The organism is Rhodococcus sp. AH-ZY2, from assembly GCF_030916465.1.
In the GTDB taxonomy this organism is placed as follows: domain Bacteria; phylum Actinomycetota; class Actinomycetes; order Mycobacteriales; family Mycobacteriaceae; genus Rhodococcus; species Rhodococcus ruber.
This window is the reverse complement of sequence record NZ_CP126458.1, coordinates 2,665,892-2,681,732: the sequence shown is the minus strand read 5'-3', so window position 1 is coordinate 2,681,732 and position 15,841 is coordinate 2,665,892. Positions and strand designations below refer to the sequence as shown.

The window sequence follows — 15,841 nt, the reverse complement described above, 5'->3', positions numbered from 1 at the left end:
TGGCACCGATGCTAGTGATCTCGGGGGGTGGGATAGCGTGGGGCACATGAGCGACCAGCCACTGCTGCAGGGCCCGATCCACGCCGTCCACACCGAACTCGGAGCGACCTTCGCGGCCTTCGGTGGCTGGCAGATGCCCGTTTCGTACGCCGGTACCGTGGCCGAGCACACCGCCGTGCGCGAGAACGTCGGCCTGTTCGACGTCAGTCATCTGGGCAAGGCTCTCGTCGCCGGACCGGGCGCGGCGGACTATGTCGACGCCACCCTCACCAACGACCTGCGCAAGATCGGGCCGGGCAAGGCGCAGTACACCCTCTGCTGCACCGAGTCCGGCGGTGTCACCGACGACCTGATCGTCTACTACGTCTCCGACGAGGAACTGTTCCTCGTGCCGAACGCCGCGAACACCGCAGCGGTCGTCGAGGTCCTCGCCGCGCATGCCCCCGAAGGCGTGACGGTGACGAACCAGCACCGGGACCACGGTGTGTTCGCCGTGCAGGGACCGAACTCCGAGGCCGTCCTGCAGGGGCTGGGGCTGCCCACCGACCTGGGCTACATGAGCTTCGTGGACGCCCGGTGGAACGATCTGCCGGTACGGGTGTGCCGCACCGGATACACCGGTGAGCGCGGCTTCGAACTGGTGCCGCGGTGGGCCGACGCCGAGTCGCTGTTCCGTGCCCTGGCCGACGCCGTGCGTGCGGCCGGCGGTCAGGCCGCCGGCCTCGGGGCTCGCGACACTCTGCGGACCGAGATGGGATACCCGTTGCACGGGCACGAACTGTCGGAGGCCATCTCGCCCCTGCAGGCTCGCTGCGGGTGGGCCGTGGGCTGGAGCAAGCCGGCCTTCCGCGGCCGCGCGGCGCTCGTCGCGGAGAAGGAGTCCGGTCCGGCGCGGCGACTGTGGGGCGTGCGGGCGCTCGACCGCGGGGTGCTGCGACCCGGCCTGAAGGTGTTGCGCGACGGAACTCCGGTGGGGGAGACGACGTCCGGCACGTTCTCCCCGACGTTGAAGGTCGGGATCGCGCTGGCGCTTCTCGAGACGGCGGGGGACCCGGCCGCCGGTGACGAGGTCACGGTCGACGTCCGTGGACGCGCCCTGCGCGCCCAGCTCGTCGCGCCTCCGTTCGTGCCCGACCACACCAAGTAGGACCGTGCGGGCGGTTCGATAGGATCAACGGTCATGACCGGTGTCCTCGAATTCGCCCATGTTCCGCACCCCTCGCCCGCTTCCGCGGAACGGCGCGGAGAAGTATTGGCGGATCCCGGTTTCGGCCGGTACTTCACCGATCACATGGTCACGATCGACTACACCGAGGGCCGCGGCTGGCACGACGCCACCGTCCAGCCGTACGGACCGATGCAGCTCGATCCGGCCGCGATGGTGCTGCACTACGGTCAGGCGATCTTCGAAGGTCTGAAGGTCTACCGTCAGCCCGACGGCAGCATCGCGGCCTTCCGCGTCTACTCCAACGCCGAGCGGATGCGCCGGTCCTCGCGGCGCCTGGCGATGGCCGAGCTGCCGGACGAATTGTTCGTCCGGTCCATCGCGGAGCTGGTCGACGCCGACCACGAATGGGTGCCGGCCGCCGGGGGTGAGGAGTCGCTGTATCTGCGGCCGTTCATGTTCTCCACCGAGGCGGGTCTCGGCGTGCGGCCCGCGAACCAGTACCGGTACGTGCTGATCGCCTCCCCGGCCGGCGCGTACTTCCCCCGCGGCGTCAAGCCGGTGAGCGTGTGGATCTCGCAGGAGTACGTGCGGGCCGCCCCGGGCGGCACCGGCGACGCCAAGTTCTCCGGCAACTACGCGGCGTCGCTGCTGGCGCAGGCGCAGGCCGTCGAGCAGGGGTGCGACCAGGTGGTGTGGCTCGACGCCGTCGAGCGCCGCTACATCGAGGAGATGGGCGGCATGAACCTGTGCTTCATCTTCGGTTCGGGCGCCGACGCGAAGCTGGTGACGCCGGAGCTGTCCGGCTCGTTGCTGCCCGGCATCACCCGGGACTCGCTGCTCACGCTGGCCAGGGAGGCCGGCCTCGAGGTGGAGGAGCGCAAGATCTCGGTTCAGGAGTGGGAGTCCGAGGTTGCCGACGGGCGGATCACCGAGGTCTTCGCGTGCGGGACCGCGGCGGTGATCACCCCGGTCGGCACCGTCAAGAGCCGTGACGGCGAGTTCACCGTCGGCGACGGCGAGCCCGGCAAGGTCACCATGGCGTTGCGTGACACCCTCACCGGGATCCAGCGCGGCACCTTCGCCGACACCCACGGCTGGCTGACGACGCTGCGCTGAGGCCGGCGGCCGTCGCTACCCGACGGCCGCGCTCAGCGCCGCCGCCACCACCGTCACCGTCGTCTCGAGGCCGGCTCCGAGCGCGTCGCCGTTGAGGCCGCCGAACCTGCGCACGCAGTGCCGCACCAGCAGCAGTGCGGCCACGAGCCCCACGGCGACCGTCGCCGGACCGGTCCACCAGGCGCCGGGCACGCACCAGGCGGCCGCGACAGCAGCGACGACGGCCCACAGGACGCCCACCCCCAGCGGCTGCGTCCCGGCGACCAGGGCACCGAACCCGCTGCCCGGTGCTGCGGCCACACCGCGGCGGCATGCGAGCACGACCGCGACCCGGCCGGCGGTGACCGCGAGGACCACGGCGAACCAGGATCGAGCGTCGGCGAGCGCCCCGAACGAGGCCGCCTGCGCTCCCAGCACGAGTACCAGGGTGGCCACCCCGAACGGCCCGGCGCCGCCCGACTTCATCACCTCACGTGCCCGCTCCGGCGGCCCGTAGCAGCCGAGCCCGTCGGCGGTGTCGCACAGGCCGTCGAGGTGCATGCCCCGCGTCGCGAGGCCCAGAAATCCCACCCCGATCAGGCCGGCGAGCAGGGGAGCGCAGCCGGCGGCGACGGCCGCCCAGAGCGCGCCCGCGGTGCCCAGGCCCAGCACGAGCCCGGCCACCGGTGCCGCGGCGATGGCCGCGCCCGCCGCGCTGCGATCGATGTGCCCCGGCCCCCGGATCGGCAGCACCGTGAGCCAGGACAGAGCGAGGGCGACGCCGCGCATCAGTCGCCGCGCGGCCCGGCGACCGGCGCGTCGTCCTCGTCGCGGGTGCTCACGCCGGCTTCGGCGAACGTCGCCATGTTCGTGAGCACCGCGACCGCACCGTGCAGGATCGGCAGCGCGGCAACCGCTCCCGAGCCCTCGCCGAGACGCATTCCCAGGTCGACGAGGGGGTCGAGGTTCAGGTGCCGCAAGGCCAGCGTATGGGCCGGTTCGGTGGAGCGGTGCCCGGCGACCCACCAGTCCCGGGCCCCGGGAGCCAGTTCCTCGGCGACGAGTGCGGCAGCGGTGACGACGACCCCGTCGAGCACGACCGGGGTCCGGCGCACCGACGCCTGCGCGAGGTAACCGGCCATCGCGGCGAGGTCGGCACCGCCGGCGGTGCGCAGCAGGGCCACCGGGTTGCGGGCGTGAGGCCGGGCGCGGCGCATCGCGTCGCGGATCGCGGCGACCTTGCGCATCCAGGCGGCGTCGTCGATCCCGGTGCCACGGCCCACCGCCGCGACGGGTTCGGTGCCGGTGAGGGTGGCGATCAGCGCCGTGGCAGGGGTGGTGTTCCCGATACCCATGTCGCCCGCGACGAGGAGGTCGGCTCCCGCGTCGACCTCCTCGTCGGCGACGGTTCGTCCGGCGGCGATCGCCTGCAGGGTCTCCTGCTCGGTGAGCGCGTCCTCCCGGTCGACGGCGCCGCTCGACCGGCGCACCTTGTGCGCGGAGACGGCCGGATCCGTGTCGCCGTCGACGGCCATGTCCACGACCCGGACCCCGGCGCCGGCGACCCCGGCGAGCACGTTGACCGCGGCGCCACCGGCGAGGAAGTTGGCGACCATCTGAGCGGTGACCTCGGGGGGGTACGCGGAGACGCCGCCGCGGGCTACCCCGTGATCACCGGCGAACACCACCACGCGGGGGCGGGCGAACGGCCGGGGCGGGACCTGCCCCTGGCAGGACGCGACCCAGCAGCCCAGTTCCTCCAGCCGGCCGAGGGAACCGGCGGGCTTGGTGAGGTCGCGCTGCCGGCCTTCGGCGCGCCGGCGGACCTCCGGATCGGGCGCGACGACGGGCGGGAAGACGACGTCGGCGGAGGAAACGGATTCGCTGCTCACGGGGCACCTTTCACGAAGTCGCGGAGGCCGAAGCCACCGCTGGACGCTATCAACCCGCTCTGCGGCAGAAAATCGACGGTAGATGGCCTTGCTGCCACTGTCTCGGCCGGGTCGCCGGCGACAGACTGTCCGTCATGAGCCAGGTCGTCGTGATCGTCCTCGTGCTGGCCACGCTCTTCGCCGGGCTCGAGCTCGCGCGGGCCCGTTCCCGTCCCGCGCCGCGCTGGGTGACCCGGGCATGGTGGCGCTGTGACCATTTCCGGCCGCACGATCCGTCGCCCCACGGTGGCGACCCGTCGGCCGGCTGGGTGCGCACCACGATCGACGCGCGCCGGTCGCCGCAGCACTGATCGGCGTGCCGGTTGCCGCAGCACTCACCGGCGTGCCGGTGGGCTGCGGTCAGACGGCGTCGCCGGGGGAGACCCGGGGCAGCGGCGCCCGGAGCTTGCGTATCTGGGAGGCCCGCACGAACGCGTACCACCCGAGACCGAAACCGCCCTCGGTGGTGTCGGGGAAACGGGCCCGGACCTTCTTGTTCACGAGACGGCCGAGGTAGATCCCCTCGATCACCATGAGCACGATCATCGCGAACATCGCGAGCGTCACGTACTGCTGGACCACCGGACCGAGGAACATCGTCATGATGAGGATGAGCGCCATCGGCATGAACAGACCCACGAGGTTGCGGCGGCTGTCCACCAGATCGCGGACGTAGGCCCGCACGGGACCCTTGTCGCGGGGCAGCAGGTACTTCTCCTCGCCGGCGAGCATCCGGGTGCGGCGCTCGCCCGCGGCGGCGCGGCGCTCGGCGGCTCGAGCCTTGCGTTCGTCCTTGGAGAGGGACTGCTTGGCTGCCTTGCGGCGTGCCCGCGCCTCCTTGGCGGTCAACGGAGCCGGAGCGACGGGACCGCGCCGACGCGCTTCGGCCTCCCGGCGCTTCGGAGTGGGACGGCCCTTGCCGGTCGTCCCCTTGCCCCCCTCGGACTGCGGGGCGGCGACGGACTCGGACACACCGAGGTCCTCGTTGTCGGATTCGTCGGAACCGCCGCGGCGTAGCAACTTCACCCCTCCAGGCTATGGGAAAACCGGTCCGGCCGGGAAATCGCCCCCGGTCAGGCCCCCGCGCGGTCCGGTACCGCGCATGAGGAATAGATCCGCGCGCGGTACCGTTGAGGGAACCGGGTTTCACACGAAAGACGAGGGAGCGCCCATGACTGTGCAGGACGAGACCGCCACTCACGGCGTCACCATGACCGAGGCCGCCTCCGCCAAGGCGAAGGCACTGCTCGACCAGGAGGGCCGCGACGACCTCTCGCTGCGCATCGCCGTGCAGCCGGGTGGGTGTGCCGGCCTTCGCTACCAGCTGTTCTTCGACGACCGGACGCTCGACGGTGATCTCACCCGTGACTTCGGTGGCGTCGTCCTCGCCGTCGACCGGATGAGCGCGCCCTACGTCGAAGGCGCGTCGATCGACTTCGTCGACACGATCGAGAAGCAGGGCTTCACGATCGACAACCCGAACGCCACCGGCTCCTGCGCCTGCGGCGATTCGTTCAACTGACGCAGGTCCCGTAGTGCGGCCCCGGCGCGATCTCGCGTCGGGGCCGCACTGCTGTCCGGTGGGTGCGGGTAGCGTGAGATCGATCCCAGTCCTCCGCTGAAAGGCCCAGCCACGTGACCATCGCCGTGACCGGTTCCATCGCCACCGACCACCTCATGCGTTTCCCCGGACGCTTCGCCGAGCAGCTCGTCGCAGACCAGCTCAGCCACATCTCGCTCAGCTTCCTGGTCGACGACCTGGTGGTCCGCCGTGGCGGTGTGGGCGGCAACATCGCCTACGCGATGGGCGTGCTCGGCGGGGCACCGGTGCTCGTCGGAGCGGTGGGCGCCGACTTCGCCGAGTACCGCGCGTGGCTCGAGGGCAACGGCGTCGACTGCAGCCCCGTGCACGTGTCGCAGACCGCGCACACCGCGCGTTTCGTGTGCACGACCGACGAGGCGATGGCCCAGATCGCGTCGTTCTATCCGGGCGCGATGTCCGAGGCGCGGGACATCTCCCTCGCCGGGGTGACCGGGACGCACGGTGTCGACCTGGTCCTGATCGGCGCCAACGACCCGGAGGCGATGGCCCGGCACACCGACGAATGCCGACAGCTCGGCGTGCCGTTCGCGGCCGACCCGTCTCAGCAACTCGCCCGCCTCAGCGGTGAGGAGGCTGCCCGGCTGATCGACGGCGCCGCCTACCTGTTCACCAACGAATACGAGTGGGGACTCCTGCAGCAGAAGACCGGCCTGACGGAGGAGCAGATCCGCGCCATGGTCGGGTTGCGGGTCACCACGCTCGGCGGTAACGGTGTCGAGATCGTCGAACGGGACGGCCGCCGGACGCACGTGGGCGTCGTGCCCGAGCGGGCCAAGGTGGACCCCACCGGCGTCGGCGACGCGTTCCGGGCGGGGTTCCTGCTGGGACACCGGGCGGGCCTCACCCTCGAACGCGCCGCCCAGCTCGGCTCGCTCGTCGCGGTTCTGGTGCTCGAGACGACCGGCACCCAGGAATGGACTTTCGACCGCCCCGACGCGGTCAAGCGGCTGACGGTCGCGTACGGGCAGGCGGCCGCGGACGAGATCGCCGCAATCCTGCCGTGACCGGCCGGTGTGCCTTTTGGGCGGTCCCCACCGCCCAAAAGGCACACCGGCCGCGGAGCGGCCCTACACCTCGACGGGGTACGCCGGCTCCTGGATCTCCGGCACGATGCGCTGCTCGACGAAGATGCCGTGCCAGATCATGAACACCAGCACCGTCCACAGCCGCCGGCTGTGATCGGTCCGGCCCTCGCGGTGCTCGTCGAGCATCCGGGCAACGGCCGCCTTGTCCAGCAGGTGCTCGGTGCCCGACTCGGCGATCACGTCGCGTGCCCAGTCGAACAGTTCGGGTCCGCGCAGCCAGTGCCGCAGCGGCACGGGGAAGCCGAGCTTCGCGCGGTGCAGCACGTGCGGCGGGACGATGCCCTCGAGGGCTCGTCGCAGCGCGTACTTGGTGGTGTTCTTCGTGATCTTCTGATCCAGCGGCACCTGTGAGGCGACGCGGAAGACCTCCGGGTCGAGGAACGGCACGCGCAGCTCCAGCGAATTCGCCATCGTCATCTTGTCGGCCTTGACGAGGATGTCGCCGCGCAGCCAGGTGAACAGGTCGAGATGCTGCATCCGCGCGACAGGATCCCACCCGGCCGAGCGGGCGTAGATCGGCGCGGTGACGTCCTGGTGCGTCCACTCCGGACGGAAGTCGCGCAGCACGGCCCGCAGCTGCGCGTCGTTGAAGCTGCGGGCGTTGCCGTAGTACCGCTCCTCGAGCGTCATCGACCCGCGATGGAGCAGGCTCTTCCCGCGAGTGCCCTCGGGGATGCGCTCCGACAACTTGCCGGCCGCACGCCGCATCGGCTTCGGCAGGTACTCGAACGGCTTCAGCGACAGCGGCTCGCGGTAGATGGTGTAGCCGCCGAACAACTCGTCGGCGCCTTCCCCGGACAGCACCACCTTCACGTGCTTGCGCGCTTCCTTGGCGACAAACCACAGGGGCACCAGCGCGGGATCGGCGACGGGGTCGTCCAGGTACCACACGATCTCGGGGATCGCGGCGGCGAACTCGGCGGGGGAGACGACCTTGACGACGTGGCGCGCGCCGATCGCGGCGGCGGACTCGGCGGCCACGTCGACCTCCGAGTAGCCTTCGCGCTCGAACCCGGTGGTGAAGGTGATCAGATTCGGGTTGTGCCGCATCGCGAGAGCCGCGACGGCCGTGGAGTCGATACCGCCGGACAGGAACGATCCCACCGTCACGTCGGCGCGCATGTGCTTGGCGACGGAGTCCTCGAGCGCCTCCGCGATCTCCCGGTACCGGTCGTCCTCGCGACCCGCGGCGAAGGGACGGACGGGGAACGTCGGCTCGAAGTACCGGGTGATCTCGGGGCGGCCCCCCGGACGCACCCGGGCGAAGCACCCGGACTCGAGCCGCCGGATCTCCGCGTGCAGGGTTTCCGGTTCGGGCACGTACTGCAACACCGTGTAGTGCTCGACGGCGCGGGGATCGAGTCCGGTGCCGATCCCGATCACCTCGGCCAGCTCGAGCAGGCTCTTCTTCTCGCTGCCGAACGCGGTGCCACCCGTGCCCGTGGCCAGGAACAGCGGCTTGATCCCGAACGGATCGCGGGCGAGGAACAGCTCGCGCGTCTCGGTGTCCCAGACTGCGAACGCGAACATGCCGCGAAGTCGTCGCACCGCGTCGGCACCCCAGTGGTGGAACGCGGCGACGATCGTCTCGCTGTCGCCCTCGGTGGCGAACTGTGTCCCGTACTTCTCGGTCAGCTCGGCACGCAGCTCCAGATAGTTGTAGATCTCACCGTTGAAGGTCAGGGCATAGCGCTCCGGAGACTCCGGCGGGCCCCAACGCAGCGGCTGGTGCGAGTGCGCGATGTCGATGATCGACAGCCGATTGAAGCCGTAGACCAGGTCACCGTCGTGCCAGGTGCCGTGCTCGTCGGGTCCGCGGTGGCGCAGGCAGTGCATCGCGGAGTCGACCTTGGCGACGGCGTCGTCGCTGGTGCCGTCAGTGGTCAGTAACCCGAGCAGTCCGCACACGGCGTCCGATACCTCATTCCGGTTGGGATGGATTCGGCCCCCGGGAATGTTGCCGCGGCAGGGACCGACGGTCTGCATGGCAGTATGCCGCAGCCCGGGGGTTGCGGCAGCCGGCGGCCGGTGTCGACCCTGTCGTGAGCAGCGGGCACGCAACGACGCGACACGTTGTGTGCGCCCCGGGGATGGATCGCAGCCGGGTTTGGTCTACGCTGCGTAGTAATTGGGTCTGCCCTCCGGGTGTGCCCTAGTGGAATTGCGGCGATCAGGAAGGCGTGAACGTGGCGCAAGGTCGGATCCTTCGGCGGTTCGGGCTGGCAGCATCTCTCGGTATTGCAGCCCTGCTGCTGACGGGATGCAGCAGCGAGGAAGTCCTGCGTTTCGGCTGGCCGGAGGGGATTACCCCGCAGGCCGAGCGTATGCGTGAGCTGTGGACGTGGTCGGTCGTCGCCGCCCTCGTCATGGGTGTGCTGGTGTGGGGCCTGACCTTCTGGGTGGTCATCTTCCACCGCAAGAAGAAGGACTCGCCGGAGTTCCCGCGGCAGACGGCGTACAACGTGCCGCTCGAGCTGCTGTACACGGCTGTGCCGTTCGTCATCATCGCGGTGCTGTTCTACTTCACCGTGGTGGTGCAGAACTACGTCCTCGAGAAGGAGGACAACCCGAACGTCGTGGTCGACGTCACGGCGTTCCAGTGGAACTGGAAGTTCGGCTACCGCACGATCGATCTCGGTGAGGGCACGGCGCGCTACGAGGGCACCGACGAGATCGCCCAGGCTGCGGTCGCCGGTGACGACGAGGAGCATGCCGGCGGCGAGCACGAGGTGCCGGCACCGATCCACGGTCAGGAGGCCGAGGACCTGTCGTACCTGCACTACAACAAGATCGAGACCGTCGGCACCAGCAGCGAGATCCCGGTCCTCGTCCTGCCGACCGACCGCCGGATCGAGTTCGTGCTCGCCTCCTCCGACGTGATCCACTCCTTCTGGGTGCCGGAGTTCCTGTTCAAGCGGGACGTCAATCCGAACCCGCTGAACAACAGCTCCGATCCCGTCTTCCAGATCTCCGAGATCCAGGAGGAAGGCGCGTTCGTCGGCCGCTGCGCCGAGATGTGCGGCACCTACCACGCGATGATGAACTTCGAGGTCCGCGCGGTGAGCCCGGAGCGGTTCGCGGAGTACATCGAGCTCCGCAAGCCCGTCGAGGACGGCGGTCAGGGCCTGACCAACGCGCAGGCGCTCGAGCGTATCGGCGAGTCCCCGGTCGCGACGTCCACCACCCCGTTCAAGACCGACCGCACCGACCGGGCGGCCAGCGGCGTCGTCACCGCGGGCAACTGACCGGTAACCCTCCGACCAAGGACAAGCTGATATGAAGATCGAAGCCAAGCTCTTCGAAGTCGTGACGGTGTTCTTCGTGCTCGTCGCCATCGTCTACGGAGTGTTCACCGGACTGTCCCGCACGGGCATCGAGTGGGCCGGCCTCACGGCGATCGTGCTCTCGGCGGGCCTGACCCTGATCGTCGGCACCTACTTCCGCTTTGTGGCCCGTCGCCTCGACACCCGCCCGGAGGACTACGAGGAGGCCGAGATCAGCGACGGCGCAGGCGACCTGGGCTTCTTCAGCGCGGGGAGCTACTGGCCGATCCTGCTGGCGGGGGCGGCCGCCTTCGCCGCCATCGCGCTGGCCTTCTTCCAGCCGTGGCTGATCGTCCTCGCCGTGGTGCTGATCCTGGCTGCGGCGGCCGGCCTGGTGTTCGAGTACCACGTCGGACCCGAGAAGCACTGAGCGCACGCAGAAGCACGACGCCCGCGGGGCGGCCTCATCGTGAGGCCGCCCCGCGGGCTTCTGCGTCTCCGGGAGCACCGTGCTGCGGACGACGGTCGGGGGTCACCGTGGCGACCGGCCCGAGGCGAGGTCGCGGGGCACGGGACCGACACCGGCATGCCGGCCCGGCAGAGTCGCGGCGTGCAGCTGTCCCGGTCCGCGGCCCCGGCGAGCTGCCAGAGCGTCCGCGACCACCCCGGTGACGAAGGCGTACACCGCCTTGTGCAGGACGTCGACCACCAGTTCCGAGCGTGGCCACGTCTGTGGCGGGGCACCGACCCCGGTGGCATTCTCCAGGATCTGATCGTTGGTCAGCCGCAGAACCGTGAACTTCGCGGACGCCCACGGCCCTCGTAACCCCACCTCCGACACCACCGACCGCACTATTCTCAGCACGGCACCCTGCCCGTAGTGCACGGCCCGGTTGTCGAGCTGCTGCCGTACGACCTCGCCTGGAACGGTTTCGCCCTGGTGCTCCTCGTCGGGGGCGCGGTCCTGCGGGTGCGGGCAGTCCGTGCGGACCACCGGTAGGCGGCGACGGCATGCACGACCACTCGATGCTCGCCCCGGGCAGTCCGGGGCTGCTGCACCTGCTCGTGGTCGTCGTCGCCGCGGCAATCGCCGGTACCTACCTTGCCGCGTCGAGCCGTCTTCGGCGGCGCGGCGACGTCTGGTCGCGGGCACGGGATGCGTCCTTCGTCGCCGGGTGTGCGATCGTCGCTGCGGCGACCGTGCCCCTGCCGGTGCCGGCTTTCACCGGCCACATGGGTGTCCACTTGGGGGTGGGGATGGTGGGCCCGGTGCTGCTCGTGCTCGCACGCCCCGTCACGCTCGCCTTGCGAGCGGTGCAGCCGGGTCCCGCGCGACGGGCGCTGGTGTCGGTAGCGCACTCGGGGCCCGTCGCGGTGCTCACAGCTCCGCCGGTTGCGGCCGTTCTCGATCTGGGTGGGCTGTGGCTGCTGTATCGCACCGGCCTGTTCGCGGTCATGCACCATAGTCTGCTGCTCGGGGCGGTCGTCCATCTGCACGTGTTCGCGGCCGGGGTGCTGTTCGCCTACGCGATCTGCCAGGTGGACCCCGTCCGGCACCGCTACGGTCTCGGATCGCGGGCAGCGGTCCTGTTCCTCGCCGGGACGGCACACGCGATCCTGGCCGAGAGCCTCTACGCGTCCCCACCGCCCGGTCACGAGGTCGCCACGTCGGATCTGCAGGCCGGTGCGTTGGTGATGTACTACGGCGGTGACCTCGTCGAGGTGGCGCTCGCCGTCGTGCTGGCCGTGGAGTGGTACCGCCGTACCGGCCGGGACCGGGCCCGGAGCGTCCGCCGGGACGCAGCCGAGGGCCCCCACGCTCCTCCTCGGACCGGTGTCGGCGCGACGCCGCGTGGGCACCGGAGTGCCGACACACCCGGACGGTAGCGGGCGGTCGCCCCGGGCGTCTGCCGAGGTGGGGGAGCGGTCGGATGCGCGCACGCGGCTCGGAGGGGTGCGGGATGCCCGCGAACGGCAGAGGCCCCGAACCGCGTGCGGTTCGGGGCCTCCGGCTTCGGACGGGCGTCAGTGCGTCCGGCCGTCACCGTCCGTCGGCGTGCCGTGGACGCGTTCCTGGTACTCGCTCAGGACCGTGCGCTGCTCGACCTCCGCCTCGTGGTGCGCCGTCTCGAGGGCGGTCGCCTCCTCGGCCGGGTCCGCGCTCCACCAGCTGCCCGCGCCGGGCTTGCCGGCGGTGCCGAGCTTGTTCATGCGCTTGGGCACCGGAGCACCCTGGTACTCGAGCGGGACCGGATGGCCGTGCTCGTCCACCGGGCCGAGCGGCTGGTGGATCTCGATGTACTCGCCGTGCGGCAGGCGACGGACAATGCCCGTCTCGATGCCGTGCTCGAGCACCTGACGGTCGCTGCGCTGCAGGCCCAGGCAGAACCGGTAGGTCAGGTAGTAGGCGAGCGGCGGGCCGAGCAGGATGCCGATGCGGCCGATCCACGTCATCGCGTTCAACGAGATGTCGAACTTGTAGGCGATGATGTCGTTGATGCACATGATGGTCGCGATGGCGTAGAAGGTCAGGGCCATCGCGCCGATCGCGGTCCGGACCGGGACGTCCCGCGGACGCTGCAGCAGGTTGTGGTGCGCGTCGTCCTTGGTGAACTTCTTCTCGATCCACGGGTAGGCGATCAGCACCGCGAAGACCAGGCCCATGATCACCGCGATCCAGAACACCGCGGGGATCGTGTACCGGCCGAACAGGTAGATCTCCCAGGCCGGCCAGATCCGGGCCAGGCCGTCCGTCCACATCATGTAGATGTCGGGCTGCGAGCCGGCGGACACCTGCGACGGGTTGTACGGGCCGATGTTCCAGACCGGGTTGATCTGGAGCAGACCGCTCATCAGGGCCAGCACCGCGAAGGTGATGGCGAAGAACGCGCCGGACTTGACGGCGAACACCGGCAGGATCCGGACGCCCACGACGTTCTGCTCGGTACGGCCGGGGCCGGGGAACTGCGTGTGCTTCTGGTACCAGACGAGCGCGAGGTGGGCTGCGATCAGGGCGAGAATGATGCCCGGAAGCAGCAGGACGTGCGCGACGTACAGGCGCGGGATGATGAGCATGCCCGGGAAGTCGCCGCCGAAGATCAGCCAGTGCATCCACGTGCCGATCACCGGGATGCTGATGGTGATGCCGGACAGGGCGGCGCGAAGACCGGTGCCGGAGAGCAGGTCGTCGGGCAGCGAGTAGCCGAAGAAGCCCTCGAACATCGCGAGGATCAGCAGCAGCGAGCCGATCACCCAGTTCGCTTCGCGCGGACGGCGGAACGCACCGGTGAAGAACACGCGCAGCAGGTGCACGATGATCGACGCGGCGAACATCAGCGCAGCCCAGTGGTGGATCTGCCGGACGAACAGACCGCCGCGCACCTCGAACGAGATGTCCAGGGTCGTCTCGTACGCGCGCGACATCGTGACGCCGCGCAGCGGGGTGTAGGCGCCGTCGTAGACGACGTGCGCGAGGGACGGATCGAAGAACAGCGTCAGGTACACGCCCGAGATCAGCAGGATCACGAAGCTGTACAGCGCGATCTCACCCAGGAGGAAGGACCAGTGGGTGGGGAACACCTTGTTGATCTGACGCCGCAACCCGGCCGCCGGGTGATAGCGCGAGTCGATGTTCTCCGCCGCGTGGGCGGCGCGGGACGGTGTTGCAGTACTCACGGGCGACGCTCCCAAAATGCCGGACCGAGAGCCTCGATGAAGTCGCCGCCGGCGACGAGGAAGCCCTCTTCGTTCACTGTAATAGGCAACTGCGGCAGTGCGCGAGCAGCAGGACCGAACAGGGGCTTGCCGTACTCCAGAGCATTGAACTGCGACTGGTGGCAGGGGCACAGGATGCGGTTGGTCTGCTGTTCGTACAGCGAGGTCGGGCAGCCCAGGTGGGTGCAGATCTTCGAGTAGGCGAAGTAGTCGCCGTAGTTGAAGCTCTCCTGGCCCTTGCGCTTGATCACCTTCGCGGTGTCCTCGGTGCGCAGGCGGATCAGCATGACGGCGTTGCGGATGCCGCGCAGGCCCTCGAGGAGGGCCTGCTCGTCACCGCGGTCGGACTCGCGGAACGGGAACACGGTCTCCATGCCGCCGGCGTCGAGGTCCTCCGGGCGGACCAGGACGATGTCGTTCACGCGCCCGGTGTCGCGTCGCAGGTAGATCGTCTCGCCCGGGTACCGGGGGGTCCAGCCCGAGACCCACAGCGGGGAGTCGTCGCCTTCGGCCCAGGGGTTCTTGATCAGGCCGCCGAGCGGCATGATCAGGCCGAGGCCGAGGGCACCGCCACCGAACAGCGCCGTGCGCTTGATCAGCTTGCGGCGCGGCAGCGTGGAGGTGTCCAGCGAGTCGGAGAGCTCGGCGACGATCGTGCGCCGGTCGACCTCCGAGGAGACACCGTCGTGCCGATCCTGGATCGACACCTCCTCCGGAATGAACTTCTTGGTGAACTGCACCGCACCGACGCCGACGCCGAGGATGGCCAGACCCAGGGTCAGGCCCAGCAGCGGCGTGTACAGGTTGTACAGCGCGTAGTTGTCCTCCCCGGGGCCCTGGTACTCCCACGGCCAGAAGATGAACACCGCGATGAACGCGAGGGCCGACACGCCCGCCAGCCCGAACCAGAAGGCGACGTTGCGTTCCGCGCGCTTCTCGGCGCGGGTGCCGCCGACGGGCCAGCGATCCTTGCGGAACGCCACGTCCACACCGTCGAGGTTGGTGCCGAGCGCGACGAGATCGTCGCGGCTCATCTGATCGAGATTCTCGATCGTGTGCTTGTTCGGCGTTTCGCCGCCACTCATGACCTTGCTCCGATCCACAGTGCCGCACCCACGACGGCGACGATCCCGACCACCCACATCGTCGGGCCCTCGGAGGCGGGGCCGAAGCCGCCCAGGCCGTATCCGCCGGGGCTCTGCGTCTCGCTGGACGCCTTGACGTAGGCGATGATGTCCTGCTTCTCCTCCAGCGTGAGCTGACGATCGGAGAACTTGGGCATGTTCTGCGGACCGGTCAGCATCGCGGTGTAGATCTGCTGCTCGTTCGCCGGGTCGAGGACGGGCGCGAACTTGCCGGACGACAGTGCGCCACCCCGGCCGGTGAAGTTGTGGCACGAGGCGCAGTTCTGGCGGAACAGTTCGCTGCCGCGCGCGACGTCGTCGCCGCGCAGCGAGGACTGCGCGATCTCACCGTTCTCGTCGCGGATGAGCGTGGGGCCGCCACCGTTGGCCTGGATGTAGGCGCCGAGGGCGTCCGTCTGGGCCGCGTCGAACTTCGGCGTCTTGCGCAGGGCCTGGGCCTCGTTGCGCATCATCGGCATGCGGCCGGTGGAGACCTGGAAGTACACGGCTGCCTCGCCGACACCGATCAGGCTCGGGCCGCGGTCCTGCACACCCTGCAGGTTGGCGCCGTGGCACGTGACGCAGGAGGTCTCGTAGAGCTGCTTGCCTTCGCGGATCAGTGCCGACTGATCCTCGTTCGCCGTCGCCACCTGCGGCGCGGGGGTCAGCGCGGAGGCGAGGAAGCCCGCGCTGAGCAGGCCGAGGGCGAGCACCAGCGCACCGGTGACGCGGCGGCGCAGCTTGCGCTGACGGCGGGACTTGGCGGACGCGGCCGCGGACTGACCGGGCATGTCACCCTCGGAAGCGAGAGGTGGGGATGAACTCATCTGTATCCCTTTGGTATGTCGGGACGGACTG

Annotated in this window: 16 protein-coding genes; 8 read left to right on the top strand and 8 right to left on the bottom strand. The window is 70.0% G+C overall.

The window, feature by feature from the left end:
• Positions 1 to 46 precede the first annotated feature (46 nt).
• Complete coding sequence (gcvT, locus tag QNA09_RS13305) at positions 47 to 1,147, top strand: glycine cleavage system aminomethyltransferase GcvT (RefSeq protein ID WP_026137665.1); 1,101 nt, start codon at positions 47 to 49, stop codon at positions 1,145 to 1,147.
• Between the two features lie 33 nt (positions 1,148 to 1,180).
• A complete protein-coding gene (locus QNA09_RS13300) occupies positions 1,181 to 2,284 on the top strand; it encodes a branched-chain amino acid aminotransferase (RefSeq protein ID WP_010594332.1) in 1,104 nt (367 codons plus the stop codon).
• 15 nt (positions 2,285 to 2,299) lie between these two features.
• On the opposite strand, the gene QNA09_RS13295 is transcribed toward QNA09_RS13300, so the two are convergent.
• Both QNA09_RS13295 and cobT read right to left on the bottom strand, forming a co-directional pair.
• Positions 2,300 to 3,052: an adenosylcobinamide-GDP ribazoletransferase gene (locus tag QNA09_RS13295; RefSeq protein ID WP_010594333.1), complete on the bottom strand. Its 753-nt coding sequence runs from the start codon at positions 3,050 to 3,052 to the stop codon at positions 2,300 to 2,302.
• A complete protein-coding gene (cobT, locus tag QNA09_RS13290) occupies positions 3,052 to 4,155 on the bottom strand; it encodes a nicotinate-nucleotide--dimethylbenzimidazole phosphoribosyltransferase (protein WP_040275256.1) in 1,104 nt (367 codons plus the stop codon). Before cobT ends, QNA09_RS13295 begins: the two co-directional genes overlap by 1 nt.
• Positions 4,156 to 4,289: 134 nt before the next feature.
• Between cobT and QNA09_RS13285 the strand changes: the two genes are divergently transcribed.
• Complete coding sequence (locus tag QNA09_RS13285) at positions 4,290 to 4,505, top strand: hypothetical protein (protein ID WP_040275257.1); 216 nt, start codon at positions 4,290 to 4,292, stop codon at positions 4,503 to 4,505.
• 49 nt (positions 4,506 to 4,554) lie between these two features.
• Here QNA09_RS13285 and QNA09_RS13280 read toward each other — a convergent pair whose 3' ends face one another.
• A complete protein-coding gene (locus tag QNA09_RS13280; RefSeq protein ID WP_010594336.1) occupies positions 4,555 to 5,220 on the bottom strand; it encodes a DUF3043 domain-containing protein in 666 nt (221 codons plus the stop codon).
• 145 nt (positions 5,221 to 5,365) lie between these two features.
• Between QNA09_RS13280 and QNA09_RS13275 the strand changes: the two genes are divergently transcribed.
• Both QNA09_RS13275 and QNA09_RS13270 read left to right on the top strand, forming a co-directional pair.
• The gene (locus tag QNA09_RS13275; RefSeq protein WP_010594337.1) at positions 5,366 to 5,716 is read left to right on the top strand and encodes an iron-sulfur cluster assembly accessory protein; all 351 of its coding nucleotides are present in this window, start codon (positions 5,366 to 5,368) and stop codon (positions 5,714 to 5,716) included.
• Between the two features lie 113 nt (positions 5,717 to 5,829).
• Positions 5,830 to 6,801, top strand: coding sequence for a carbohydrate kinase family protein (locus tag QNA09_RS13270; protein ID WP_048770966.1), 972 nt, complete (start codon positions 5,830 to 5,832; stop codon positions 6,799 to 6,801).
• Between the two features lie 63 nt (positions 6,802 to 6,864).
• Here the strand turns inward: QNA09_RS13270 and asnB are convergent, their stop codons facing one another.
• Positions 6,865 to 8,790, bottom strand: a complete 1,926-nt coding sequence (gene asnB, locus QNA09_RS13265; protein WP_010594339.1) for an asparagine synthase (glutamine-hydrolyzing) — start codon at positions 8,788 to 8,790, stop codon at positions 6,865 to 6,867.
• A 272-nt stretch (positions 8,791 to 9,062) separates the two neighbouring features.
• Between asnB and QNA09_RS13260 the strand changes: the two genes are divergently transcribed.
• Both QNA09_RS13260 and QNA09_RS13255 read left to right on the top strand, forming a co-directional pair.
• Positions 9,063 to 10,127 (top strand): cytochrome c oxidase subunit II, encoded by a 1,065-nt coding sequence (locus QNA09_RS13260; RefSeq protein WP_108754921.1) that lies wholly within the window; start codon positions 9,063 to 9,065, stop codon positions 10,125 to 10,127.
• A 31-nt stretch (positions 10,128 to 10,158) separates the two neighbouring features.
• Positions 10,159 to 10,575, top strand: a complete 417-nt coding sequence (locus tag QNA09_RS13255; protein WP_010594341.1) for a cytochrome c oxidase subunit 4 — start codon at positions 10,159 to 10,161, stop codon at positions 10,573 to 10,575.
• 102 nt (positions 10,576 to 10,677) lie between these two features.
• Here the strand turns inward: QNA09_RS13255 and QNA09_RS13250 are convergent, their stop codons facing one another.
• Positions 10,678 to 10,989 carry a hypothetical protein gene (locus QNA09_RS13250; RefSeq protein ID WP_235435218.1) on the bottom strand — a complete coding sequence of 104 codons (312 nt, stop codon included), beginning with the start codon at positions 10,987 to 10,989 and terminating at the stop codon, positions 10,678 to 10,680.
• 167 nt (positions 10,990 to 11,156) lie between these two features.
• Here QNA09_RS13250 and QNA09_RS13245 point away from each other — a divergent pair, with 167 nt between their 5' ends.
• Positions 11,157 to 12,032 (top strand): cytochrome c oxidase assembly protein, encoded by an 876-nt coding sequence (locus QNA09_RS13245; protein WP_059174727.1) that lies wholly within the window; start codon positions 11,157 to 11,159, stop codon positions 12,030 to 12,032.
• A 138-nt stretch (positions 12,033 to 12,170) separates the two neighbouring features.
• Here QNA09_RS13245 and QNA09_RS13240 read toward each other — a convergent pair whose 3' ends face one another.
• From QNA09_RS13240 to QNA09_RS13230, 3 genes are read right to left on the bottom strand one after another with little or no spacing between them, the layout of a single operon-like run.
• Positions 12,171 to 13,820 (bottom strand): cytochrome bc complex cytochrome b subunit, encoded by a 1,650-nt coding sequence (locus tag QNA09_RS13240; protein ID WP_308072461.1) that lies wholly within the window; start codon positions 13,818 to 13,820, stop codon positions 12,171 to 12,173.
• A complete protein-coding gene (locus QNA09_RS13235) occupies positions 13,817 to 14,944 on the bottom strand; it encodes a ubiquinol-cytochrome c reductase iron-sulfur subunit (RefSeq protein ID WP_040275260.1) in 1,128 nt (375 codons plus the stop codon). Before QNA09_RS13235 ends, QNA09_RS13240 begins: the two co-directional genes overlap by 4 nt.
• Positions 14,941 to 15,810, bottom strand: coding sequence for a c-type cytochrome (locus tag QNA09_RS13230; protein WP_026137666.1), 870 nt, complete (start codon positions 15,808 to 15,810; stop codon positions 14,941 to 14,943). Before QNA09_RS13230 ends, QNA09_RS13235 begins: the two co-directional genes overlap by 4 nt.
• Between the last annotated feature and the right edge of the window lie 31 nt (positions 15,811 to 15,841).